The sequence below is a fragment of the Phormidium tenue FACHB-1050 genome (assembly GCF_014696925.1).
Taxonomy (GTDB): domain Bacteria; phylum Cyanobacteriota; class Cyanobacteriia; order Pseudanabaenales; family Pseudanabaenaceae; genus Pseudanabaena.
The window spans coordinates 25,019-48,426 of the sequence record NZ_JACJQY010000019.1; the positions used below are offsets into that span (position 1 = coordinate 25,019).

Sequence of the window (23,408 nt, forward strand, 5' to 3'; positions counted from 1 at the left end):
AGGGTAATTTAACAATTTTCTGGACAAGTGTGGAGAAAGCAAATACAATATATCCGCAAATTAAGGTACGTTCGCACCGCTTGGAGGTCATTATTCCTGAACCGCTAACCCTGACTGTGAGTTTACGAGGCAGCCGCGAAGTCAAGGACACCTATCAATTGATCCGCCTCACAGGTCTTCTAGACGCTTTTTCTGAGCCAGCCTTTAAAAAGGTCATTGGCAAATGCGTCGAAGATGGTCCTACCAACGTGATACTAGATCTGTCAACCATTGATTTTGTCGATAGCTCTGGACTTGGGGTTTTAGTGCAAATGGCAAAAAAAACTCAAACTTTGAGTGGCACACTCCAGATTATTACCAACGCTAGAGTCACCCAAACTGTCAAATTGGTTCGACTAGATCAGTTCCTATCACTACAAACATCAATTGATGAAGCTCTAGCCAAGCTTGACCAGACTAAAAAAAGTTAATCAAAGTCAATTGCTCTCACGATCAATTAATCTAAAAATTCAACCTATAACTTAGGTTTAAATCAGCTAATCACTTGAGCTAGACTTTGAACTAAATTTTCAGAAAAATTAAGCGGGGTAAATTTTCCAAACTTGAGTTTTGCTTTGACATGAGATTAATAACTCTACTGGCTTTGATATGGTCATAATTTAGTCAAAACTAAATTACAGTACCTTGCGATCAAAACCGAATTAAGAAATTTTCAAGAGTGTTGTGAAACAATACTCTTGAAAATTTCTTGTGGTTCTTTTGATAGAAAACTGCTGTATGATGTGGATGAGATAAAATTTATAAACAAGTATGGGCAGGCTCGGTCTGCCCATACTTGTCTGAAATAAATGTAAATGTTGATTGTCTAAACATTTTATCTACATACAAACTAATTAACCTAATTACTCTGTAATGGCATTCTTTCGTAATGTCTCTTAGTCCAACAGTTAACAATATTGCTGAGATTCCAGCCTCGGCTCTCGCCTATATTGGAGATGCTGTTTATGAAATGCAAATGCGGTTGCATTATTTACTCCCGCCACGCACCGCAAAACAGTATCACCAACTCGTAGTTAGTCAAGTAAGAGCCGAGCAACAAGCAAGACTTCTCGAAAAAATCGATCTCACAGACTTTGAGTCCGATCTAGTAAGACGTGGACGCAATGCTGCTGGATCTACACCACGTAAAGTTGATCCCAAGATTTACCAAAATGCCACAGGATTTGAAGCTTTGATTGGTTATCTTTACTTAACCGATCGCGATCGCCTTGACCAAATTTTCACACAGCTACTTAGCCACATCGATAACCCAGCGCCGCCATGACAACGCAACCCAGACTAAAATCTAAATCCGACAAGAATTCTGACCGAGACGGAGAGAGGAGTTACGAGAAACGCTCCGAGAAGTCCTTTGATAAATATTCTGATAAGCGATCTGATAATCGCTCTGACAGCCGATCCGATCGCAGCACAGGCAAATATAGCGACAAACGCTCTGACAGTCGTTCCGATAGCCGTCCAGAAAAACCTGCGAGAACCTTTGACAAACCTTATAAATCTGATAAGCCTTACAAGTCATCAGATAGAAACACAGATAGAAATTTTGACAAGCGTTCCGACAACCGATCTGACTCTTCTAAATATTCAGGATACGCTGGTAAATCAGACAAATACGCAGATCGTCGTCCTGAGAAGAATTTTGATAAGCCCTTTGAAAAGCGCAGTGACTCATCATCTGAACCGAGATTTGAGCGCAAGTTTGACAAGCCCATCGGCAAAAAGTTCGGTGACAAATTCGCCGAGAAGAAATTCGGCGATAAAAAGTTTGGTGACAAGAAGTTCGGCGATAAAAAGTTCGGCGATAAAAAGTTTGAACGTAGCGATCGCCCTGAACGTTCTGATCGTGGCAGTGATCGTAATTTCGGCGATCGCCCTGATCGTAACTTTGGTGATCGCAAATTTGACCGCGATCGCAACTTCGGCGATCACAAAGTTCCCAACTTTGAGCGCCGCTCTTTGCCACCCGTCTCGCGCAATGTTGATCCCGATGGTGAACTAGGAATTGTGCCACCCGTTCATAATCCTGAAAATCCTGACATTGTGTATGGTCGCCATGCTGTTGAAGCAGTATTACAAAGCGATCGCAGCATTAATCGAGTTTGGGTAACGGCAAGATTGCGTTATGCACCAGATTTTTTACCACTGATTGACGAAGCTAAGGCTGCGGGAGCAGTCGTCGATGAAGTCGATAATACAAGACTGGATCGCATTACAGACAATGGTAGACACCAAGGTATCGCCGTTCAAGTTTCTGCTTACGAATATGCTGATCTTGATGAGTTGATTGTCAAAGCTAAGGAAAAATCGGCTAATCCTGTCATTGTGATCGCAGACGGTATCACTGATCCCCATAATTTGGGAGCAATTATCCGCAGTGCTGCTGCTCTCGGAGCGCAAGCCTTAGTAATTCCCCAGCGTCGTGCAGCAGGAATTACGGCTACCGTTGCCAAAGTCGCCGCAGGTACATTAGAAATTTTGCCCGTCGCTCGTGTTGTTAATCTCAATCGCGCCCTTGAAAAAATCAAAGAAGCGGGTTTCTGGGTTTATGGAACCATGGCAGGGACAAGCGAACCTATTCACAAAGCCAAGTTCTCAGGGGCGATCGCTTTGGTGATTGGCTCGGAAGATGAGGGGCTCAGCCTCTCGGTTCAAAAAAACTGTGACTTTCTCGTTTCTATACCTTTAGATGGAAAAGTGGAAAGCCTGAATGCATCTGTAGCCACAGGAATGGCTCTGTACGAGATTTTCAGACAACGTTGGGTGAATACGTTAAACCTGAACAATTTGTCTTAACACCATGTTTTAAGTTATATAAACTAATGGAAGAAAAGATGTAGATATAAGACTTTCCTATTTTTTGAGTTACATTAAATATATAGGAAAAGTCTTAAATCTAAGTCTTTATCGCTCACCAAAACCATTCACTTTAGCTATGTAAAATCATGGGTGGTAATTTGTTTAAGAACATTTTCACATCAATTCTCGAAACATTTGGTTTGGCTGTGTGGATCGAAATTGTTACCGATTCACCTCATTGCACTTATTACTTTGGTCCTTTTACGAGCACGGCTGAGGCTGAATTAGCCAAGGTCGGTTATATAGAAGATTTGGAAGCGGAAGGTTCTAAGGGGCTTGCTATTACTGTAAAGCGCTGTAAGCCTGAAAACCTTACTGTTTATGATGATTCACTGGATTTTAAGTTCGACCGTTTTCTTGTATTTAGCGGTCAAACCTAAAGCCACTAAATTTATGAATTAGACTAGGGGCTAAAGCCCCTAATTTTTAGTGAGATAAATACATATATGTTATTTGGACTTGGCAAAAAGTTAACACTTCCATCAGCGTCTGAAGCGCTTAAAGGAAGAAATTCGGCAATTCCTACAGCCTCTCACCATTTTGTAAATGGGAATGCGTTGAAACCACCTTTTCCTGAAGGTATGGAAACTGCTGTTTTTGGATTAGGCTGTTTTTGGGGAGCAGAGCGTAAGTTTTGGCAACAAAAAGGAATCTATGTAACGGCTGTGGGTTATGCCGCTGGGCTAACTCCTAATCCAACCTATGAGGAAGTCTGTTCGGGCATGACTGGACACAACGAAGTTGTTTTAGTTGTGTACGATCCCAAGGTGATTAGTTATGCTGATTTGCTTAAGGTCTTTTGGGAATCCCATAACCCTACTCAAGGAATGCAACAGGGCAATGATAAGGGCACGCAATATCGTTCAGGTATTTATGTGTACAACGATGTCCAACGCAAACTTGCAGAAGATTCGCGAGAAGTCTATCAGGATGCTCTTAAGGCTTCAGGAATGAAGCAGGGTATTACGACTGAAATTCGTGATGCTGGTGATTTTTATTATGCTGAGGGCTACCATCAGCAGTATCTCGCCAAAAATCCAGGTGGATATTGTGGTCTAGGTGGTACTAACGTTTGTTATCCGCCTACTTTAGCAGTTAGCTAAAACCCAAAAAAAGCCTCGCAATGCGAGGCTTTTTTATTCTTGAAGTGTCGCGCTCCGCGTGGCACTTCATTTTTTTAAAGAGTTTTTATCACCATTTCGGCCAGCTTTGTAGCTGCTCCTACTTGTCCACATACTTGTTTTAAGCGATCGCGCATTTTTGCTAGTTCATCAGGATGATCAAGATAAAACAAAATTTCCGTGGCAACTTGGGTGGGAGTCAAATCCCCTAAAAGTTCTGGCACGATCGCTGCACCTGCCCAAATATTCGGCCAAGCTAATAATTGACCTTTTTTTTGAATTTCGGTTATTAGGATGGAATTAATTAAAACCCTGAGAAATTTACCCAAGACTGGTGCAGTAGCAAGTAAACCTAAAACTCCGTCCCATCCCACCTTCATATCTACAAAATTAGTAGGTAATAAAACAATCATAGGTTGATGGAGGGCTGCTAGCTCGGCAGTATTTGCCCCAACCGTCGTAATGCACAATTGACTACTTTGAATGAGAGCATGGGCTGGGAATTCCCGATGAATCTTAATAACTGTGCCTTTAGCTGTTACTAAATTCTCATCGATCAAAGTTGCGGTTGCCCCATCACTATCGTCTGTAGGGAAACTATTTTGAGCATACTTCGCTAAGCCTTCTGGGGTAGTTGTTGGGGCTAAGGCGATTACTAATTCTAAGTCAGGACGCTTTTGCTTGAGGATATCGGCGATCGCCACAGCTAGAGGTACACCGATCTGTAATTTATGTCCTTTGGAACCTGGCATAAAGCAAATTTGTAAGGTAGAGCCAGAGTCACTTAGTAACTTTGTTTCTACCCGATCAACCATCAAATCTCCGATAACTGTTGATTTTTGACGAAATTCTGCTGGAATCTTGTCGGTGATCGCTTGATTACGCACAGCGAATAAATCAGCCCAGCGATACCATCTAGCTTCCCATTCTGCATAGATTAAAGTTTTGTAACCTAGACGCTTAGCGATCGCTACCGTAAAAAACTGATCCCCACCCAAAAAAATCACAATTCCTTGCTTTGCCCATTCCCAATTGGGAGTTCTGCCCCACAGCAAAAAATCAAAAAACTGCTCCTGTGGCAATACTCGTTCAACATTAGGAAAGCTTTGGGCGAGTTGCGCCTCTTTTCCACTGGCGTTCTGACAAGGCGAGAGGGCGATCGAGATGCGGATTTTCGCTAGGGCTTCAGGCGATCGCTGCTGCTCTATTGCCAAAGCTTTGAGAAAAGGATATACCCATGTCGTTAACTCCCCAGGTCCATTCGACAGAATTAAAATATCTGTGAAGATATTTGTGGTTTGAGGATTGTTAATCATAGTTAATAAACTTGGTTAATAAACTTGTAAGGGTAGATAGAGAAATTCGCGCCCTCTCTACTTTATGGGTTGATTGCTAGAAATTGGAATGGCGGGATCGAATTCACGATAAAATTATGCACTCATGATCGAGTTAAATTAAAAGCTAGTAACGAAGCTTTTTACCCCAATTTTTTACTCAAGTTTTTTATAAGCGTCACGCATGTGGATTTAAGTAGTTTATTTGATACGCCAAAACCCGTGATCGGGGTCATTCATCTTTTGCCATTGCCTACTTCGCCGCGTTGGGGGAGCAGCCTTAAAGAGGTCATTGATCGAGCCGAACAGGAAGCAACTGCCCTTGCCGCAGGCGGAGTGCATGGAATTATCGTAGAGAATTTTTTTGATGCTCCGTTTACCAAAGATCGAGTTGATCCTGCGGTGGTCAGTTCCATGAGTCTGATTGTGCATCGTGTCAAACAGATGGTTGGCATTCCTGTTGGCATTAATGTGCTGAGGAATGATGGTCATAGTGCCTTAGCGATCGCCTCCTGTGTCGGTGCAAAGTTTATTCGCGTCAATGTCCTTATGGGCGTAATGGCAACCGATCAAGGCATTATCGAAGGAGATGCTTACAAGCTGCTCCGATATCGTCGTGAACTAGGTTCAGATGTGAAAATCTTTGCTGATGTTTTGGTAAAGCACGCTCAACCTATTTCTGTACCGCAGATCGCCGCCGCAGTCCACGATACTGTCCATCGCGGACTTGCCGATGCCGTAATTTTATCGGGATGGGCAACAGGACATGCTCCAACATCTGAGGATCTCAAGGAAGCAAAAATTGCTTGTGGTGATACACCTCTATTGGTGGGATCTGGTGCAACATGGGATAACGTACCGCAGTTGATGGAATATGCTGATGGTGTGATTGTCTCTAGCTCATTAAAGCGTAATGGCCAGATTCAACAGGCGATTGATCCAATCAGGGTCAGCCGTTTTGTCGATGCTGTGCGCTTAGATATTGCCAATAAAAAAAATAAGCGTATCGCTGAAGAGCAAATATTGCGATCGCCGCCAGTGTCGATTGGTTAAAATAAAAACTAAAGGTGCATAGCGCCTCTAGTGATACCAAACCACAAAATGGCATAGCTACTTTTTAGTTTTAAAACCCTTACTGAGTATGTTGTTTAGTCTCAAAGTGTCGTCACACTTTTGAGCCTTGGTATTATAAATCTATTAGCAGGTAGGTACAAAATTGTCAGGAACAGCTACAAGAAAACGATCTGAGCCTTGGTTGCATCGGTGGTCGCGCCCTGCGATCGTCGCTTTGACCCTATTTGGCTTTTCTCTAACAACTTATTTGACCGTAACCCACTTCTTTGGTCAAAAAGTCGCCCTCTGTGATGTACAAGGCAGCGGTTGTGATTTAGTGCTGAGCAGTGAGTATGCCAAGATTTTTGGAATCCCCCTAACGATTTTTGGCGCTCTAGGTTATCTCACTTTAGGACTTTTGGCAGGATTGCCATTGATATTAAAAAAGGATGATCCCAAGGCGCAGGCGCAACTCAAGGAAGTAGCCAATTTCTTGATGTTCATGGTTTCTTCGGCAACATTTGTGTTTAGTGGATACCTAATGTATCTACTTGCCTCAGGCAGTATCGGCGGACAGCCTCAGGTTTGCCTCTATTGCATATCCTCCGCTGCCACCATGACCACAATTTGGTTGCTCACGATATTTGGCTATGCGTGGAAAGATGTTGGCAATCTTTTCTTTACAGGTGCGATCGTGGCGATCGTCACTCTTACCGCAACTCTTGGTGTTTACGCGAACCAAGGTAAACTTGCGGCTCAGAGTAACTCCTATGCAGGACGACTAGCCCAGCACTTAACCTCAACAAATGCCAAAATGTATGGGGCTTATTGGTGTTCACATTGTGAAAATCAAAAAAGAAAATTTGGCGAAGCTCAAAAGCTGATTCCCTACATTGAATGTGATGCTAATGGTGTAAATCCGCAAACTGCCCTATGCCAACAAAAGGGAATTAAGGGATTTCCCACTTGGGAGATTAATGGCAAGTTACTTTCTGGTGAAAGAAGTTTAGATGAATTAGCGAATGAGTCTGGCTATACAGGCGCTCGCAACTAAATAAAAAAAGAGAGTGCTTTGCACTCTCTTTTTTTATAAACCCCAAAAATTTGCTCGTTCTTTGAGCCAGCCATTTTTACGCCATTTTTCGACAATATCAAATACACGATCGCGTAAGTCCAAATGTTGCAACCCTCGCGGCAAAGCGATCGCTAAACTATGCACGGCTAGGGGTTGCCCAATGATTGCAAAATCAGGATACTCTCTAAGCCATTGGGTGAGGCTAGTGCGATCGCCCACAAAAGCTTTGACTTTGCCCGATTGCAATGCATTTAAACCGTCTTGATAAGAATTAGCGCCAATGATCGCTGCCTTGGGGAATTGCGATTGAATCACCGCGATCGCTGCCGAATTTTTGAGTACCCCAATCGCTGAAGGTTGGCTTAGTTCTTGAAAAGTTGTGCCGCGCCTAGCGATGGCAATTGTGCTGTCAGTGTAGTAGGGCAATGAAAAATCTATCAGCCGCGAACGATTATTGGTAACTGTAATTTGGGCGATCGCTAAGTCAACTAGATTGGTTTGTAATGCTGAGAGACGATCGCGATTTTTTAGTGGCACTAATTCAACGGGGAAATCTAGCTCTTTGGCTAACTCACGCGCAATATCAATTTCTAGTCCTGCTAAGTTACCACTGCGATCGCGAAATCCTAAGGGATACAAATTATCTTTGACACCGACAATTAACTTGCCCCGCTTCTTAATTTTATCGAGAGTATTTATGTCTGGGGTGATAGCTGAATTTGTTTCTGCGGCGATCGCCAAATGATCGGGCTGAATCACCTTGAGATAATTTCCGCCAGTAAATAAAGCAATCATGGCGAGCGTTGTTACGGCAAAAGTATTACTTTGAGCTTTTCTCACATAACCTCCTGAAAAATCTCCAAAACCCAAAAAATAAAAAAGCGGCGCAATGCGCCGCTTTTTTATTTTTTGGGTTTATACGACAGATTTTGCTTTTTCGACGATCGCCGTAAATGCTTGGGGATCGAGAATGGCAATTTGAGAAAGCATCTTACGATTGATGTCGATATTTGCTTTCTTGAGCAGTCCTGCGAACTTGCTATAGCTCAAACCTTGTTGGCGAGCCGCAGCATTAATGCGGGTAATCCAGAGGCTACGGAAATCGCGCTTCTTCTTGCGGCGATCGCGGTAGGCATTACGCAGAGCTTTCATTACCTGCTGGTTAGCAGTGCGGAACAGCTTAGAGTGCGATCCGCGAAAGCCCTTGGCTAATTTTAGTACTTTGTTGCGGCGCTTTCTAGCTACGTTACCGCGTTTTACTCTCGTCATGGCTTCGTTATTATCGTGATTTGTTTTTATTTAATTTTTTTACAGGGTGCTAAGCACCCTGTAAAAAGCTCTTAGGCGTAAGGCATCATTGCGCTTACTCTGTCATTATCAGTCTCATCAACTATAGCCATCTGACCCAATCTGCTCTTACGAACAGTAGGCTTATGCTCTAGTAGGTGGTTGCGACCAGCGTGGCGGCGAGCAAACTTGCCGCTACCCGTCACCTTGAATCGCTTGGCGGCAGATTTACGAGTTTTGAGCTTAGGCACTTCTTTCTAGTCCAAATTTTTGACCTTTACGAGTGTACCATAAGGTAATGCCATATATTGCATTTAGTACGCAATTCAAATAATTATCATTTAAAACTGATTTTAGAGTTTTCTGTGCCGTAGGCACAGAAAACTCTAAAATCGGTTTCAGTCGAACTCTATGGCACAACCTGTCTCTTACAACATAAGTATGGAATCTAGTTCAGAAATTAAGATCAAACGCCGTGTGTTTATCAGTACAGGGGAAGTTTCAGGCGACTGGCATGGGGCAATTTTAATTGAAGCTCTACGTGAGCGAGCCGTCCTTAGAAATATCGAATTAGAGATCGTCGGGCTTGGTGGCGATCGCATGGTAGCAACAGGAGCGAGAATCCTCGGCAATACAGTTGGTATTGGTTCTATTGGCGCAGTTGAAGCCCTGCCCTATATTTTGCCCACACTCAAGGTGCAGCGAGATGCTAAAAAATGGTTGAAGACTTCTCCTCCTGATGTGGCGGTATTAATTGACTACATGATGCCCAACCAAGGAATTGGCTATTATGCCAAGCGTACTTTAAAGATTCCTGTCATTTATTACATTGCACCTCAAGAATGGGTGTGGTCTTTTAATGACAAAAATACAAAGGCGATCGCCGCTTTTACCGATAAGTTATTGGCGATTTTCCCTCAAGAAGCAGTTTATTACGAGAAGCAAGGCACAAATGTGCAATGGGTCGGACATCCTTTTGTAGATCTAATGGCAGAGATTCCTGATCGCGTTGAATCTCGTAAACAACTTGGCATTGCCGATGATGACTTGGTGGTAACTTTGCTTCCCGCTTCTCGAACTCAAGAATTGCGATCTGTCATGCCAATTATTCTCAAAGCAGCAAAAATCATCCAAACCAAGTTACCTCATGTCAAATTTTGGTTGCCGCTATCTCTAGAACGCTATCGTCCTGAAGTTGAGAAGTTGCTCAAGGAATATGACATCAAAGCTACGATTATTTCGGCTCAGTCACAAATTGCGATTAGTGCTGCTGACTTGGTATTGAGCAAATCTGGAACAGTGAATCTAGAGACGGCTCTTCTCAATGTGCCACAGGTGATTTTATATCGCGTCAGTGCGATTACAGCTTGGATTGCTCGCAATATTATCAAACTGAAATTACCGTTTATTTCGCCCGTAAATTTGGTCAATATGGAATCAGTTGTGCCTGAGTTTGTGCAAGATGCGGCGATTCCCGAAGCGATCGCGGAATCTGCTTTAGATCTATTAATCAATCCTCAAGCAAGGCAAACTATGCTCGATGGATATATCAGAGTAAGGGAAAGTTTGGGAGAGAAAGGAGCAATTAACCGCGTTGCTGATTCGATTCTTGATTATCTGTAAAGCTACTCTTTCCATTGAATCACTAGTAATGTGCGGATTTGCCGCCCATCACTAATGATTTTTATAACGCCTATTCTTTCGATGACAAGAAAGTACATCTATAGCAATGTAAGTTTTGCTTAGGACATAAAACCCAAAAGATGAGTGGCGGCGCTTCGCGCCGCCACTCATCTTTTGGGTTTTGATTTGTCCCAGCTATCTCTTGCGTTGCTATAGAAATTTTTTACTGGAGGCACGATCATCATTTTCAACAGGAATATTTTATTGCTTTATTGAGATATAAATAAATTAAATTTTGTCATCAATGCTAGTGAGAGGCGATCGCTAAGTTAAAGAATATTTTCATGAAATAAGTAAAAGTTCTTTCGCTTATAAAATTTTTAAAAAGGAATCCAGCCTATTTTATCGATCCATTCCTCAGCTTCAGAAACTTCCCAAATTAGATTTAATTCTTCAGCAACTTTATTGAGAGGCAAGTTTGGGCGTAGCCAAAATAAACCCCAAGTGTGTCTACCTGATGACCAATGATCGTCTAGGTGTGAGGGCATACTTTTCCGATTATCTGTAACCAGCAATCTTTTGGACATTTCTAAGTAGATGAGAATTTCAGGATCTAGAGTTCCTAAAGGTGCCATATTTTCTTCACCAACTCGCATGATATCTATTTTAGGATTAAGCCTTAATAGCGCAGATTTCAACTTTGGCGAGAGGTTTTCGTCAAGTAAAAATCTTGTTTTCATGAGATGAGTAACAATTTCTTTTTTGTCTGCTCTCTAAGCGATCGCAGTCTTGCGATTAATTCTGAAGGTTCTTTCTTTAACCATGCTTGATAGTGTTGTTCCTGTGAGTGCTCTAGTCGAAACATATACTCGTCAATTTGAGTGCGGTTACGCCAATAATAGGTAATTACGGCATAGATTTTTTCTAGATTTAAGCTTGGCAGTTCTTCTAAAATTTCTTCGGGACTATAGCCGCTTAAATAGTATTTGATGACATCTTGGATGCCAACACGATGACCTTTGATGCGGATATCATCTGGGCTTAGAAAATCGAAATAGTCTTCTAAAAGCATAGGTATTGTCTCTTCTATGTGAATAATATCTTAGCTCATCTATATGATCGCCATCTTTATTCTTGCCAATCTTCAAGTTTTAATCCTTCAACACGCTCAAACTCTCTAGTATTGTGGGTTACAAGGATAAGATTATTGGCTAAAGCGATCGCAGCAATCTGTAAATCATAGCTTCCTATCGGAGTTCCCATCTTTTGTAATTTGGCGCGTATTTGTCCGCAAATTAAGGCTGCTTTGCCGTCAAAAGGTAAGCTGGTTAAATCGGCAAAGAAGTGACTGAGGTTTTCTAGATTCTCAGCAGTTCGAGAGCCTTTGTAAGCACCATAATAAAGTTCAAATTTTACAACGTCACAAATACAGACATCATCAGGTGAGGTTGCTAAAAAATGCTGATAAATAGCTGGATTACGGCGATTGATGTAACCAATACAGGTGTTGGTGTCGAGCAGATAAATCATAAAAGTTCGTTACGTTCTGGTTGTTCGCCTTGGGTTTCTCTTACTAACGGTTCTCCTTGCCATGCTCCAAATGTACTCAGAAATCGCTGTGACCATTGGCGCTTTTGAGTCTTCTGGACAATTTGATACACCAATAAAATATCTAGTTTTTCTCCTGAATGTTCAGGAAGTTGAATTTGAAGTATGCCTTTTTCATCAACTTGGGCTGTCGTTTGGATTGTTTGCATTGTCTTACTTCCTATGGATATTTTCTGTTAACACCTTGGATGCCAATACGATGACCTTTGATGCGGATGTCATCTGGACTTAGAAAGTCGAAATAGTCTTCTAAAAGCATAGGTATTGCCTCTTCTATGTGAATGCTATCTTAGCTCAGCTATGCGATTACCTCTAAGATTCATTGTCTAAAGTTTACTGTGGGTATTCTCTAGCTATTTCATCCATTTTTTAGGTAGATTTTGACGTTCTTTCTTCCCAAGTTGCGACCAAAAATGCAGCCATTGCCCCCGCTAAATTGACCGCGAGTGCAGCGTGTCGAGGAGATGGTTTAATGGCTTTTTTCCCTTTGCCATGAGCATCACTCAACTTATTGCGTATAGTTCCAAGTCCTTGAATGACTGAAGAACAACCGCCAAGTATTTGTTTAAAGACTTCTTCTTGGTGCTGTTCAGGAGCCATATTAAGTTGTTTAGCAGTTTCTCTATAGAGTTTAAGCAAATCATCTTTATCGGTGTGAGGAATACCTGCTTCATCCAAAATATGTTTACAAACTGATTCAATTAATGTACGTGCCATAGTAATTGCTGCTTCAGGATCTTCATCTCTGCGTTCAAGAGCTTTTTGCCAAGCAATATGAACATGTTCAGTATCGAACTCAACAAGAATTGCGGAAATGTCGTTATCTGCTGGTTGAGCCGTAATACTATTTTGCTCCAGAGATGTAATCAACGAAGCAAACTCTCCCCATATAAAAACTTTTCGTTCTTGGTAGGTACTGAACTTTGATTTAATGAAACTCCAGAATTTTGATGGTTCGTCGCAAGTTATAACAAATTGAGGAAGAAGATCTTTGACTGTGCTATCTCTTAGCAACTCTAAACGGAGAATACTATAATCTTCATCCTTGATATCTCCACCTGTTGCACGGGCAATAAAAATGTCTTGAAGGTGTCGTACTTTCTCTAAGCGTGTCGTCATTGTTTCTAAAAGCTGGACTATATAACTAATATGTATTAGTCTAATCGACACCCAAGATATTTCTGAGAATGCCACAGACAATAAAACAAAAAAGAGGCGCTAAGCGCCTCTTTTTTGTTTATTTTGAAGTTGTTGGTAAGACTGCTACTGGTTTTGATATTGGTGCTTTAGCTTGGAGAAACTTGGTTTCTTTTACGGCTTGATTGGATAGGGAGAAGAGAGGATTGGATGCAATACCAGCGATCGCTGTAAAGATCAGCGTAAATACGAGCGCCGCTTGTAAAGGCTTCATACCCACCTGAGTCCATGTGATCGCAGGATAGTTCTTAATCGACTCAGACATTTCTTGAGGCTCCTTAACTACCATCATCTTGACAACGCGGATGTAGTAATAGAGAGAAACCACACTCATCACTAGAGCTAGTAGAACTAAGCCATAGGCGTGAGCTTGCCAACCTGCCCAGAAAATGTAGAGCTTACCAAAGAAACCTGCGAGAGGAGGAATACCACCCAAAGATAAGAGGCAGACACTTAACGCAAGCGTTAATAAAGGATCTTTTTGGTATAAGCCACTGTATTCACTGATTTGGTCGGTTCCTGTGCGAGAAGCAAACAGGATCACACAGGCGAAAGCACCCATGTTCATGAATAGATACAGGATCAAGTAAAAGATCATGCTGGCGTAACCAGCTTCGGAGTCGATCGCCATGCCGAGCATCACAAATCCTGCTTGACCGATGGAGGAGTAAGCCAACATCCGCTTCATGCTCGTCTGCGCGATCGCCACCACATTACCCAAGACCATACTCAAAATGGTCAATACCACAAACACGTAATGCCATTGCAGCGAAGCCAGAGGAAACGCTGTAATCAAAAATCTGAGTGCAAGTCCAAAGCCAGCCACCTTAGAGCCAATCGACAAAAAGGCAACTACAGGCGTGGGGGAACCTTCATAAACGTCAGGTGTCCATTGGTGAAAAGGTACTGCCGAGAGCTTGAAGGAAACCCCTGCAATCACAAATACCATTGAGATGATTAGGGCTGTGTTGTTAACGGTGATCTTTGAGGCAATCGCCGCTAGTGAAGTTTCGCCGCCCGAAAGTCCGTAGAGCAAAGACATTCCATAAAGAAAAATCGCCGAGCTAGCTGCACCGACTAACAAATATTTGAGCGCCGCTTCATTGGAGCGCGGATCGCGTTTGGTATAACCCGACAGCAAGTAAGACGAAATACTCAGGGTTTCAAGGGAGACAAATACCATCACCATTTCGTCGGAGCCAGTGAGGAACATACCGCCGAGGGTCGCACTGAGCAAAATCACGAGATACTCGCCAACTACCACACCTGACTGCTCTAGATAACGTACCGAAACGAGAATCGTAAATAGAGCCGATAGGGCAATAATGCCACGAAAAATAATGCTGAGTTTGTCACTATTAAAACTGCCCAAAAAGGCGATCGGATTTTCTAAGCCCGTCCATTGCCACACAAGAGCCGCAGTAGAAGCTGCTAAACCTGCGATCGCAATATAGGGTAGAACATTTACCGACTTTCGCCCTGATGCAATCAGATCGACAATCAATACGAGTACCAATGTCCCAATGACAATTAGTTCTGGCAAGATCGCACCACTATTGAGCAGAGCATTGAGACTTGCTGTATCCATACTTAATTCATGTGTTGTTGCTATGGCAATTGTATAGCAAAACTTGAGTCGCTCTAATTCCTTGTTCTCTTCTTCTTTTGTGACAAATACTTATAGAGATTTATCTAAGTACCTATGCAATAAATTACCAAAATCCGTAAGGTTTCGTCCCTGCGGGACGAAACCTTACGGGTTTTACAGAGTAAATAGATTTAAATCTATGATAATTATAAGAATAATAGACTTTACTCTATCAAGACTTAACTCTAATATATCAATAGCAACCAATCAATCGTTTTTAAATATTTTCGCTAAATTATCTTGATAATTTAGCTTTTTAAATCACGATCCGTTGAGATTGCATTGAAATGTGCAAATCAAATTTGCATATTAACTTCAATCGCGATCGCAGCTTAATTTTTGCTGTCTTATTTTTTTGAAAAAACCTATTTATTATGTTTTAGGAGAGAAACTATGTCTGGTTTCAATAACAACTTTTCAAGGCGGCGCTTTTTAGCAACCGCAGGAGCTACCGCTCTCAGTTCAGTCTTACTTAAGGGATGTCTTGGTAACCCTCCAGAAGACACACCAACGATTACATCATCACAGGCGGTCAAAATAAATCTGCCTCCTGAACAAGTTCCTGAAATTAACACAGCCAGACTTGGCTATTTGCCAATTGTTGAAGCTGCACCATTAGTTATTGCTAAAGTGAAGGGCTTCTTTGCGAAGTATGGCATGGATAATGTGGAAATCTCTAAGCAAGCCAACTGGGGAGCCGCTAGAGATAATGTCAAAATTGGTTCCTCCGCAGGTGGAATTGATGGCGGTCAGTGGCAAATGCCCATGCCCTATTTAATTTCCGAAGGAATTATTACTGATAGCCTCAAAATCCCAATGTATGTGCTGTTGCAGTTAAATACCCATGGCAATGCGATCGCGATCGCTGATAAGCACAAAAACAAAGGACTAACCCTCAAAATCGACAAAGCCAAGGATTTCTTTGAGAAAACTAAATCTGAAGGAGCGAAATTTAAAGCTGCTTACACTTTCCCTAAAGCCAATCAAGAATTTTGGATTCGTTACTGGTTAGCGGCTAATGGAGTCGATCCTGATACGGATGTCGAATTATTGACTGTACCTGCGGCGCAAACCGTAGCCAACATGAAAACTGGCTCAATGGATGCCTTCAGCACAGGCGACCCTTGGCCCTATCGCATCGTCAAAGAGAAGATCGGTTTCATTCCTGCACTGACTGCGGAAATTTGGAAGGGACATCCTGAAGAATATCTAGCGCTACGTGCGGATTGGGTCGATAAATATCCTAAAGCAACTAAGTCCTTGCTGAAGGCAATTATGGAAGCACAGCAATGGTGTGATAACTTCGACAATCGGAAAGAACTAGTGCAGATTGTTTCGGGGCAAAACTACTTTGGCGTTTCTCCTGAAATCCTTACAGACCCAATGATGGGCAAATATGACATGGGTGATGGGCGCGTGATTGACGATAAGACTATGGCTCCGCTCTATTGGAAAGATGCCAAGGGAAGTGTTTCCTATCCCTATCAAAGTCATGATCTTTGGTTCATTACAGAGAGTGTGCGCTGGGGCTTCTTACCAAAAGAGTCTTTAGCTACGGCTAAGGATTTGATTAAGAAGGTCAACCGTGAGGATCTATGGCGCGAGGCAGCTAAGGAAGCAGGTTTCCCTGATATTCCTACTAGCACTTCTCGCGGTATTGAGGAATTCTTTGATGGTACAAAGTTCGACCCCGAAAATCCTCAAGCCTATCTTGACAGCCTAAAGATCAAGAAGGCATAGGTCAAAAAATTCGGTCAGAAAATTTAAAAAACAAACAAGTATTGTGTGAGGAAAATTAATCTTGAAAATTCATACCAGTCGTCTCGGATTGCTTCTACTAAGCTTGCCCCTAGCTTTAGGCTCGATATCTTTGTCAGCAGAGGCAAATCCTACTAGTTCTTCAAAAGTTGCATCCACTGAAACTAAAACTACTATCCCCCAAGTTTCTAGCGAAACTCAACTTAAGGCGATCGCTACCGATCCTATCGCTCAGAATGTTACCTCTGTTTCTCAATTATCAGATGTGCGTCCTACGGATTGGGCTTTTACCGCCTTACAATCGCTAGTTGAGCGCTATGGCTGCATCGCAGGCTATCCCGATAGCACATTTCGCGGCAAACAAGCTACCTCACGGTATGAGTTTGCGGCTGGCTTAAATGCCTGTCTTGACAAGATCAATGAGATTATTTCGGCGGGCTTGGCTGACAAAGTTAGCAAAGAAGACCTCGCAACCTTGCAAAAGCTCCAAGAGGAATTTGCTGCGGAACTTGCAACTTTGAGAGGTCGGGTTGATGCCCTTGATGCGAAGACTGCCAAGCTTGAGGCTCAACAGTTCTCCACTACAACCAAACTAAGCGGTGAAGCAATTTTCAGCGTGTCAGGCGCAACAGGAGCAAATCCTAACAACAGTGGCACAAACACTAACATTGTTTTTAATAACCGTGTACGCCTAAATTTATTGACCAGTTTTTCTGGTAAGGACTTATTGATTACAGGCTTACAAGCTACCAATATCAACAGTCTAGCTGCACCTTTAGGCTATGCCGATCCCCTTGGCAGTTCTAGTAACGTGAAATTGGGATTTGAGAATCAATTCCTCAATTTCAATCCATCTAACTCCAATACAGCAGCCGCAAACTCGGTCAATCTTTACAAGTTACTCTACATTTTCCCAGTTGCTGATAAGTTGACGATGTTTGCAGGTTCTAATGCGGAAGTTTCTGATGCTTTCCCAGCAATTAGCCCATTTGCTAGTGAAGGGCAAGGCTCTATCTCCCGCTTTGGTCAGGGTTTAAATGCTGCGACCCGTGTATCTGGAGGGACATCTGGTACTGGGCTAGCCGCTGCCGTTGGTTTCATCTGGACTCCTTCCGATAAGGTTGATTTTCGAGCTTTATATGGAAGTGTTAACTCTGCGATTCCGACCAACAGTGCCACGAGTTTGCTTGGGGCGGGCTTCTTTGGCGGTAGTAGTGTTGCAGCTGCCCAATTAACCCTCAAACCCACTTCCAATCTCGATATCGGACTCAACTATGCCAATAGCTATCACCAGATTAACATTTTGGGAACAGGTTTAGCTTCCGCAGACATTAATGCAATTAGTGGAGCAGGGACAGCACTAACCGACCCAATCAAAATGAATTCTATCGGTTCAACTTTGACATGGCGGATTACTCCCAAGATTGCTTTTAATCTATCTGGCGCTTGGATTTTTGCCAACCTTACTAATAAGGATGCTTCCACCACCTTTACTAGTTGGATGACAGGATTCCATTTCAATGATGTCTTCAATGAAGGCAACACGGCTGGGCTTATCTTTGGACAGCCTCTAGCACGTAATGCTGTTGGTGGGCTTGCTAATCCCACTGGGATTACCACTAAACCCTATCACTTGGAAGGATATTTCAATTTCAAACTTTCTAAAAATATCAGCGTTACCCCAGGAGTGTTCTTTGTCTTTAACCCCGAAGGTATCAACAACGCACCTACCGCGACCGTTGGAGTAGTTCGTACTACATTTACGTTCTAAATAACAGCTAAAAGAGCGAATAGTCAAAAGCGATTCGCTCTTATGAAAAAAACAATTTACTTGATTCTCTAGGATTAAAAAATTATGGCAGTAAGTGTTGGTAATCGTAATGGTAGCTTTGGGCGATCGCTCAGCAAATTTTGGCAAAAGAATGCTCAAAACTGGGCGCTCCCAATCATCGGACTATTAGGATTTTTACTGGTTTGGCAAGTTCTCTCGGCTACTGGTTTACTAAAACTGCCTAGCCCATTCGACATTATTTATGAAAAAAACACTCGTAACCTGTTACTTTATCCCTTCTTCGATCGCGGTGGTACGGATAAAGGCTTGTTCTGGCAAACCCTCGCTAGTTTTGAGCGCGTTGCTAAGGGTTACTCACTGGCGGCGATCGTGGGTATTAGTGTCGGGATTCTGGTGGGGACTAATGCAGTTATTGATAAAGCCCTCGATCCATTGTTCCAATTTTTGCGAACAGTGCCACCCCTAGCATGGGTTCCCATTGCACTTGCCGCCTTACGTCAAAATGAACCCGCCGCCTTGTTCGTTATCTTTATTACTGCTGTATGGCCGATCTTGTTAAATACAGCGGTTGGTGTGAAGCAAATTCCTCAAGACTATCGCAATGTTTCGCGAGTCCTACAACTCTCTAAGCAAAAGTATTTCTTCAAGATTTTGATTCCTTCGGCACTGCCCTATATCTTCACTGGTTTACGCATTTCCATCGGTCTCGCATGGCTTGCGATTATCGCTGCGGAAATCATCATGTCAGGTATTGTCGGTATCGGTTTCTTCATCTGGAACTCCTATACCAATGACAAGGTGGGTGAAGTAATTTTGGCTCTAGTTTACATTGGTGCTGTGGGCTTGATTCTCGATCGCGCCGTTGCATGGCTTCAAAATGTGATCTTGCCTGAAGAACAGAAGTAAATTGCCCTCACCCCCCAGCCCCCTCTCCCATTAAGGGAGAGGGGGAGAAAGAGAAAATGTAATCTTTTCCTGTTCCCCTCTCCCCCATTGGGAGAGGGGCTAGGGGTGAGGGTCTTAGAGATTTGAATGTAATAAAAGGAGAATTTTAAAATGCAGGATTTTGTTTTAGTTGATCAGGTAGAGAGAACATTTCCCTTGGGCGGCGGCAAAGAATATATCGCCCTTAAAGGAATTGACCTCCAAATAAGAAAAGGCGAATTTATTTCTCTGATTGGTCACTCTGGTTGTGGCAAGTCCACCTTGCTCAATATGATTGCAGGTTTAGACTTACCTACGGGCGGCGTAGTGATGCTCGAAGATGAGCGTGTAACTCGCCCAGGGCCAGATCGCATGGTGGTATTCCAAAACTATTCGCTGTTGCCTTGGCTATCGGTACGGGAAAATGTGGCTCTGGCAGTTGATGAAGTTCTTTCCCATCTGCCAAAGGGCGAACGTCATGATCTGGTGGAACGTTATGTGAATATGGTCGGGCTTGCCCATGCGATCGATAAGCCACCCACGCAGCTATCGGGTGGGATGCGTCAACGGGTTGCGATCGCCAGAGCGCTAGCCGTCCGTCCCAAACTCTTGCTCCTTGATGAACCCTTTGGAGCCTTGGATGCCCTGACTCGCGGCAATTTGCAAGAAAAGCTGATGCAGATCTGTAACGAAGATCAGATCACAGCGGTAATGGTTACACACGATGTCGATGAGGCAGTATTACTAAGCGATCGCATTGTAATGTTGACCAATGGACCCGCCTCAAAAATCGGTAACATTTTGGAGGTGGATATTCCTCGTCCTCGTCAACGCATGGAAGCGGTTAATCACCCTAGTTACTACAGCCTCCGCAGTGAAATTATTTACTTCTTAAATCAGCAAAAGCGCGTCAAGAAATTGAATGCTCGCAAGGTGACAACGGTTGCCCGTCATGGCTTAGAAAAAGTCAATTTAGAGATCGGATTCGTTCCCTTAACCGCCTGTGCGCCGATCGCAGTTGCAAAAGAGAAAGGCTTCTTTGAGAAGCATGGTCTTGATGAAGTATCTCTCGTTCGCGAAACCAGTTGGCGCGGTATTGTCGATGGCATTGCAGGCGGCTATCTTGATGCAGCGCAAATGCCTTCAGGTTTGCCAATGTGGATGACGCTAGGCGGCAACGGTGCTTGTAAGCCCATTGTTACGGCTCTAACTATGACCCGCAACGGTAACGCCATTACCCTAGACAAGCATTTCTACGATCGCGGCATTCATACCCTCGCGGATTTCAAAGCGATGTTGCAAAATACTCGCGATCGCACTCACCGCATGGGCGTAGTCCATCCCTCATCGATGCACAATTTGCTGCTCCGTTATTGGCTAGCGGCTGGCGGTATCGACCCCGATCTCGATGTGGAACTCAAAACCATTCCTCCTGCTCAAATGGTAGTTGACCTCAAAGCAGGCAGTATCGATGGTTTCTGTGTTGGTGAGCCTTGGAACTTCCGTGCCGCCATGGAAAATATCGGCTTTACGGTTGCTACGGATTTAGAAATCTGGCAAGGACACCCTGGCAAGGTTCTCGGTGTACGGGAAGATTGGGCTAATGCCTATCCGAATACGCATATTGCCCTCGTCAAAGCATTACTAGAAGCCTGTATGTATTGCGCCGACCAAAATAATTCCGAAGAGATCCGTCAAATTCTCTCCCGTCGCGCCTACGTCAGCACTAATGTTAATTACATTCATTTAGGTAACCCTGATGATGTCACCTGTGCGATCGACACTCCCATGCGCGAACCTGCTCACCACCAGTTCTATGGGGCTGGGGTCAATCGTCCGAGCCGTTCTGAGCATCTCTGGCACATTACCCAGATGGCACGTTGGGGCGATGTTCCCTTCCCACGCAACTGGGTGGAAGTATTAGAGAAAACCTGTCGCGTCGGCGTATTCAGTACTGCTGCCCGTGAGTTGGGTCTAACAGACATCACCTACAGCCGCAATGCGATTCAACTCTTTGATGATATTCCCTTTAATGCTGAAGATCCCATTGGCTATCTCAACCATCTAGACATTAAACGAAATATCACGATGGCAGAAATTGCCATGGAATCAATGCGAATGGTTGCTTAGCTTCCTTCTTTAGCAAAAATTCTACTTGATCCCCCTCAATCCCCCTTGTAAAGGGAAGAAGAAAATAAATTGATTCTCCCCCCTTTACAAGGGGGGCTGGGGGGATCTCAACCCTTACTTTCATAACCAATTTTTCAAAGAGATCAAAAAGAACATGACCCAAACCATTTTTGAAAGTACAAACCAAATCGCCCAAATTCCACCTCAAGAAGCATTCCTACGAATCGAAAATGTTTCCAAAATCTATCCCACGCCAAAAGGTGAATATGTTGTTCTTAAGGATGTCAATCTACATATTCAAGAAGGTGAATTTATTTGTTTAATTGGTCACTCTGGCTGTGGTAAATCTACTCTCTTAAACATGGTCGGCGGCTTCTCAAAGCCTTCCATTGGTGAAGTAACAGTCAATGGCAAACTGATCACCAAACCAGGTCCCGATCGCATGGTGGTATTTCAAGGTTATGCGCTCTTGCCTTGGCTAACGGTGTATGAAAATGTCATGCTTGCCGTTGACTCGGTTAACCCCAACATGTCGAAAGGCGAAAAAAATGATATCGTCCGCCATCATTTGGCAATGGTGGGATTAAGTGAAGCCGCCGAGAAAAAGCCCACTCAAATTTCGGGGGGGATGAAGCAGCGCGTATCGATCGCTAGAGCTTTAGCAATCCGTCCTGAAGTATTGATTCTTGATGAACCCTTTGGCGCTTTGGATGCGATTACCAAAGAGGAACTGCAAGAGGAACTATTACAAATCTGGACAGAGCATCGCTGTACCGTATTAATGATTACCCACGATATCGATGAGGCTCTATTCCTAGCCGATCGCTTAGTGATGATGACCAATGGTCCTGCCGCTAATATTGGTGAAATCATGACCATCCCTTTCCCCCGTCCTCGTGATCGCGCCCAAATCATGGAAGATCCTTTATATTATGATCTTAGAAATACAGCTTTAGATTTTCTGTATAACCGTTTTGCCCATGATGAGTGATGCCCTCACGCCTAGCCCCTCTCCCTATGGGAGAGGGGAACCAGATAACAGAATAAGCTTTCGCGATCGCCTAGCGGTAATTGCGACCATGCATCGTAAGGAATTAGCGATCGCACCAATCTTACAAACATCTTTGGGCGTAAGAGTTACCGTACCTCAAAATTTTGATAGCGACTTGTTCGGTACATTTACCCGCGATATTGATCGCCCTGCCAATCAAATTGAAACCGCGAAGATTAAGGCGGAGAAAGCTTTAGAACTAATTGATGCTGACTTAGCGATCGCCAGTGAAGGCAGCTTTTTCCCGCATCCGATGCTAGGTATTCCCTTCAATCGCGAACTTGTTTTATTGCTAGATAAACAGCATAACTTCACAGTTTATGGTGAAGCCCTCTCATCTGATACCAACTTTCGCCATCAAAAGATTTCCAGCTATGAGCAAGCCTATGATTTTGCGCTCAAAGTTGGCTTTCCAGACCATGCAGTTGTCTTAATTCCAGATACTCATACTTCAGCAAAGGAATCAATTTATAAAGGAATTACTTCTGAAGACATGCTGAAGGAAGCAGTAAATGAGTTATTGAAAAAATCGCTACAAATCCACATAGAAACTGACATGCGAGCGCTATATAATCCCACTCGAATGAAAAATATTACCAAAGCTACTGAAGATTTAGTACGCAAATTACAGCAACTCTGTCCCAATTGTAATTTTGTGAATTTCGATATAGTAGATCGAATTAAGGGATTGCCCTGTGAGCTTTGCGGATTGCCTACAAAATCCACCCGCGCCAATGTCTATCGTTGCGATCGCTGTCTATTTCAGCAAGAGATTCTATTCCCAGATCAAGTTCAATTTGCAGATCCGATGTACTGCTCTTATTGCAATCCTTAGGAGCACAAACGAAATAAACCCCTATGACTCGGTGGGCTTAGCCTGCCAAGTCATAT

The 23,408-nt window shown here is 43.2% G+C and carries 24 protein-coding genes; 14 read left to right on the plus strand and 10 right to left on the minus strand.

Annotated elements, in window-relative coordinates; genetic code table 11:
• The first annotated feature begins 92 nt into the window (after positions 1-92).
• From H6G05_RS12855 to msrA, 5 genes are all read left to right on the plus strand, one after another.
• A complete protein-coding gene (locus tag H6G05_RS12855) occupies positions 93-470 on the plus strand; it encodes an STAS domain-containing protein (protein ID WP_408962475.1) in 378 nt (125 codons plus the stop codon).
• A gap of 458 nt (positions 471-928) precedes the next feature.
• Complete coding sequence (locus H6G05_RS12860) at positions 929-1,324, plus strand: Mini-ribonuclease 3 (RefSeq protein WP_190578559.1); 396 nt, start codon at positions 929-931, stop codon at positions 1,322-1,324.
• Positions 1,321-2,853, plus strand: coding sequence for a 23S rRNA (guanosine(2251)-2'-O)-methyltransferase RlmB (gene rlmB, locus H6G05_RS12865; protein ID WP_190578560.1), 1,533 nt, complete (start codon positions 1,321-1,323; stop codon positions 2,851-2,853). The genes H6G05_RS12860 and rlmB overlap by 4 nt, the downstream gene beginning before the upstream one ends.
• A gap of 149 nt (positions 2,854-3,002) precedes the next feature.
• A complete protein-coding gene (locus tag H6G05_RS12870) occupies positions 3,003-3,296 on the plus strand; it encodes a DUF1816 domain-containing protein (protein ID WP_190578561.1) in 294 nt (97 codons plus the stop codon).
• 66 nt (positions 3,297-3,362) lie between these two features.
• Positions 3,363-4,019: a peptide-methionine (S)-S-oxide reductase MsrA gene (gene msrA, locus H6G05_RS12875; protein WP_190578562.1), complete on the plus strand. Its 657-nt coding sequence runs from the start codon at positions 3,363-3,365 to the stop codon at positions 4,017-4,019.
• A gap of 74 nt (positions 4,020-4,093) precedes the next feature.
• Here msrA and H6G05_RS12880 read toward each other — a convergent pair whose 3' ends face one another.
• Positions 4,094-5,353 carry a glycosyltransferase family protein gene (locus H6G05_RS12880; RefSeq protein ID WP_190578563.1) on the minus strand — a complete coding sequence of 420 codons (1,260 nt, stop codon included), beginning with the start codon at positions 5,351-5,353 and terminating at the stop codon, positions 4,094-4,096.
• Positions 5,354-5,557: 204 nt separating this feature from the next.
• Here H6G05_RS12880 and btpA point away from each other — a divergent pair, with 204 nt between their 5' ends.
• Both btpA and H6G05_RS12890 read left to right on the plus strand, forming a co-directional pair.
• Positions 5,558-6,424 carry a photosystem I biogenesis protein BtpA gene (gene btpA / locus H6G05_RS12885; RefSeq protein WP_190578564.1) on the plus strand — a complete coding sequence of 289 codons (867 nt, stop codon included), beginning with the start codon at positions 5,558-5,560 and terminating at the stop codon, positions 6,422-6,424.
• A gap of 163 nt (positions 6,425-6,587) precedes the next feature.
• Complete coding sequence (locus H6G05_RS12890) at positions 6,588-7,478, plus strand: vitamin K epoxide reductase family protein (RefSeq protein ID WP_190578565.1); 891 nt, start codon at positions 6,588-6,590, stop codon at positions 7,476-7,478.
• Between the two features lie 33 nt (positions 7,479-7,511).
• Here H6G05_RS12890 and H6G05_RS12895 read toward each other — a convergent pair whose 3' ends face one another.
• The 3 genes from H6G05_RS12895 to rpmI all read right to left on the minus strand — a co-directional run bounded on the left by H6G05_RS12895 (position 7,512) and on the right by rpmI (position 9,037).
• On the minus strand, positions 7,512-8,339 hold the full coding sequence (locus H6G05_RS12895) for a transporter substrate-binding domain-containing protein (protein WP_190578566.1): 828 nt from the start codon (positions 8,337-8,339) through the stop codon (positions 7,512-7,514).
• A 75-nt stretch (positions 8,340-8,414) separates the two neighbouring features.
• Entirely contained in the window at positions 8,415-8,768 is a 354-nt protein-coding gene (gene rplT / locus H6G05_RS12900; protein ID WP_190578567.1) for a 50S ribosomal protein L20, read from the minus strand.
• 71 nt (positions 8,769-8,839) lie between these two features.
• A complete protein-coding gene (gene rpmI / locus H6G05_RS12905; protein WP_009625755.1) occupies positions 8,840-9,037 on the minus strand; it encodes a 50S ribosomal protein L35 in 198 nt (65 codons plus the stop codon).
• A 160-nt stretch (positions 9,038-9,197) separates the two neighbouring features.
• Here rpmI and lpxB point away from each other — a divergent pair, with 160 nt between their 5' ends.
• Positions 9,198-10,409 carry a lipid-A-disaccharide synthase gene (lpxB, locus tag H6G05_RS12910; protein ID WP_242025478.1) on the plus strand — a complete coding sequence of 404 codons (1,212 nt, stop codon included), beginning with the start codon at positions 9,198-9,200 and terminating at the stop codon, positions 10,407-10,409.
• Positions 10,410-10,789: 380 nt separating this feature from the next.
• Here lpxB and H6G05_RS12915 read toward each other — a convergent pair whose 3' ends face one another.
• The 6 genes from H6G05_RS12915 to H6G05_RS12940 all read right to left on the minus strand — a co-directional run bounded on the left by H6G05_RS12915 (position 10,790) and on the right by H6G05_RS12940 (position 14,802).
• Positions 10,790-11,149: a DUF5615 family PIN-like protein gene (locus tag H6G05_RS12915; RefSeq protein ID WP_190578568.1), complete on the minus strand. Its 360-nt coding sequence runs from the start codon at positions 11,147-11,149 to the stop codon at positions 10,790-10,792.
• Positions 11,146-11,481 (minus strand): DUF433 domain-containing protein, encoded by a 336-nt coding sequence (locus tag H6G05_RS12920; protein WP_190578569.1) that lies wholly within the window; start codon positions 11,479-11,481, stop codon positions 11,146-11,148. Before H6G05_RS12920 ends, H6G05_RS12915 begins: the two co-directional genes overlap by 4 nt.
• 56 nt (positions 11,482-11,537) lie before the next feature.
• Positions 11,538-11,939: a type II toxin-antitoxin system tRNA(fMet)-specific endonuclease VapC gene (gene vapC / locus H6G05_RS12925; RefSeq protein ID WP_190578570.1), complete on the minus strand. Its 402-nt coding sequence runs from the start codon at positions 11,937-11,939 to the stop codon at positions 11,538-11,540.
• A complete protein-coding gene (locus H6G05_RS12930; RefSeq protein ID WP_190578571.1) occupies positions 11,936-12,166 on the minus strand; it encodes a hypothetical protein in 231 nt (76 codons plus the stop codon). Before H6G05_RS12930 ends, vapC begins: the two co-directional genes overlap by 4 nt.
• 220 nt (positions 12,167-12,386) lie before the next feature.
• Positions 12,387-13,136, minus strand: coding sequence for an abortive infection family protein (locus H6G05_RS12935; protein WP_190578572.1), 750 nt, complete (start codon positions 13,134-13,136; stop codon positions 12,387-12,389).
• A gap of 118 nt (positions 13,137-13,254) precedes the next feature.
• Positions 13,255-14,802: an NAD(P)H-quinone oxidoreductase subunit N gene (locus H6G05_RS12940; protein WP_190578573.1), complete on the minus strand. Its 1,548-nt coding sequence runs from the start codon at positions 14,800-14,802 to the stop codon at positions 13,255-13,257.
• A 453-nt stretch (positions 14,803-15,255) separates the two neighbouring features.
• Here H6G05_RS12940 and H6G05_RS12945 point away from each other — a divergent pair, with 453 nt between their 5' ends.
• The 6 genes from H6G05_RS12945 (at position 15,256) to H6G05_RS12970 (ending at position 23,352) form a co-directional block, all read left to right on the plus strand.
• On the plus strand, positions 15,256-16,602 hold the full coding sequence (locus H6G05_RS12945; RefSeq protein WP_190578574.1) for a CmpA/NrtA family ABC transporter substrate-binding protein: 1,347 nt from the start codon (positions 15,256-15,258) through the stop codon (positions 16,600-16,602).
• Positions 16,603-16,663: 61 nt separating this feature from the next.
• Complete coding sequence (locus tag H6G05_RS12950; RefSeq protein ID WP_190578575.1) at positions 16,664-18,391, plus strand: iron uptake porin; 1,728 nt, start codon at positions 16,664-16,666, stop codon at positions 18,389-18,391.
• Positions 18,392-18,475: 84 nt separating this feature from the next.
• A complete protein-coding gene (gene ntrB / locus H6G05_RS12955) occupies positions 18,476-19,318 on the plus strand; it encodes a nitrate ABC transporter permease (protein WP_094533321.1) in 843 nt (280 codons plus the stop codon).
• Positions 19,319-19,468: 150 nt separating this feature from the next.
• Positions 19,469-21,466 carry an ABC transporter ATP-binding/substrate-binding protein gene (locus H6G05_RS12960; protein WP_094533322.1) on the plus strand — a complete coding sequence of 666 codons (1,998 nt, stop codon included), beginning with the start codon at positions 19,469-19,471 and terminating at the stop codon, positions 21,464-21,466.
• 154 nt (positions 21,467-21,620) lie between these two features.
• Positions 21,621-22,457, plus strand: a complete 837-nt coding sequence (locus H6G05_RS12965; RefSeq protein ID WP_190578576.1) for a nitrate ABC transporter ATP-binding protein — start codon at positions 21,621-21,623, stop codon at positions 22,455-22,457.
• Positions 22,447-23,352, plus strand: a complete 906-nt coding sequence (locus tag H6G05_RS12970) for a DUF6671 family protein (RefSeq protein ID WP_242025480.1) — start codon at positions 22,447-22,449, stop codon at positions 23,350-23,352. The genes H6G05_RS12965 and H6G05_RS12970 overlap by 11 nt, the downstream gene beginning before the upstream one ends.
• The last annotated feature ends 56 nt before the right edge of the window (positions 23,353-23,408 follow it).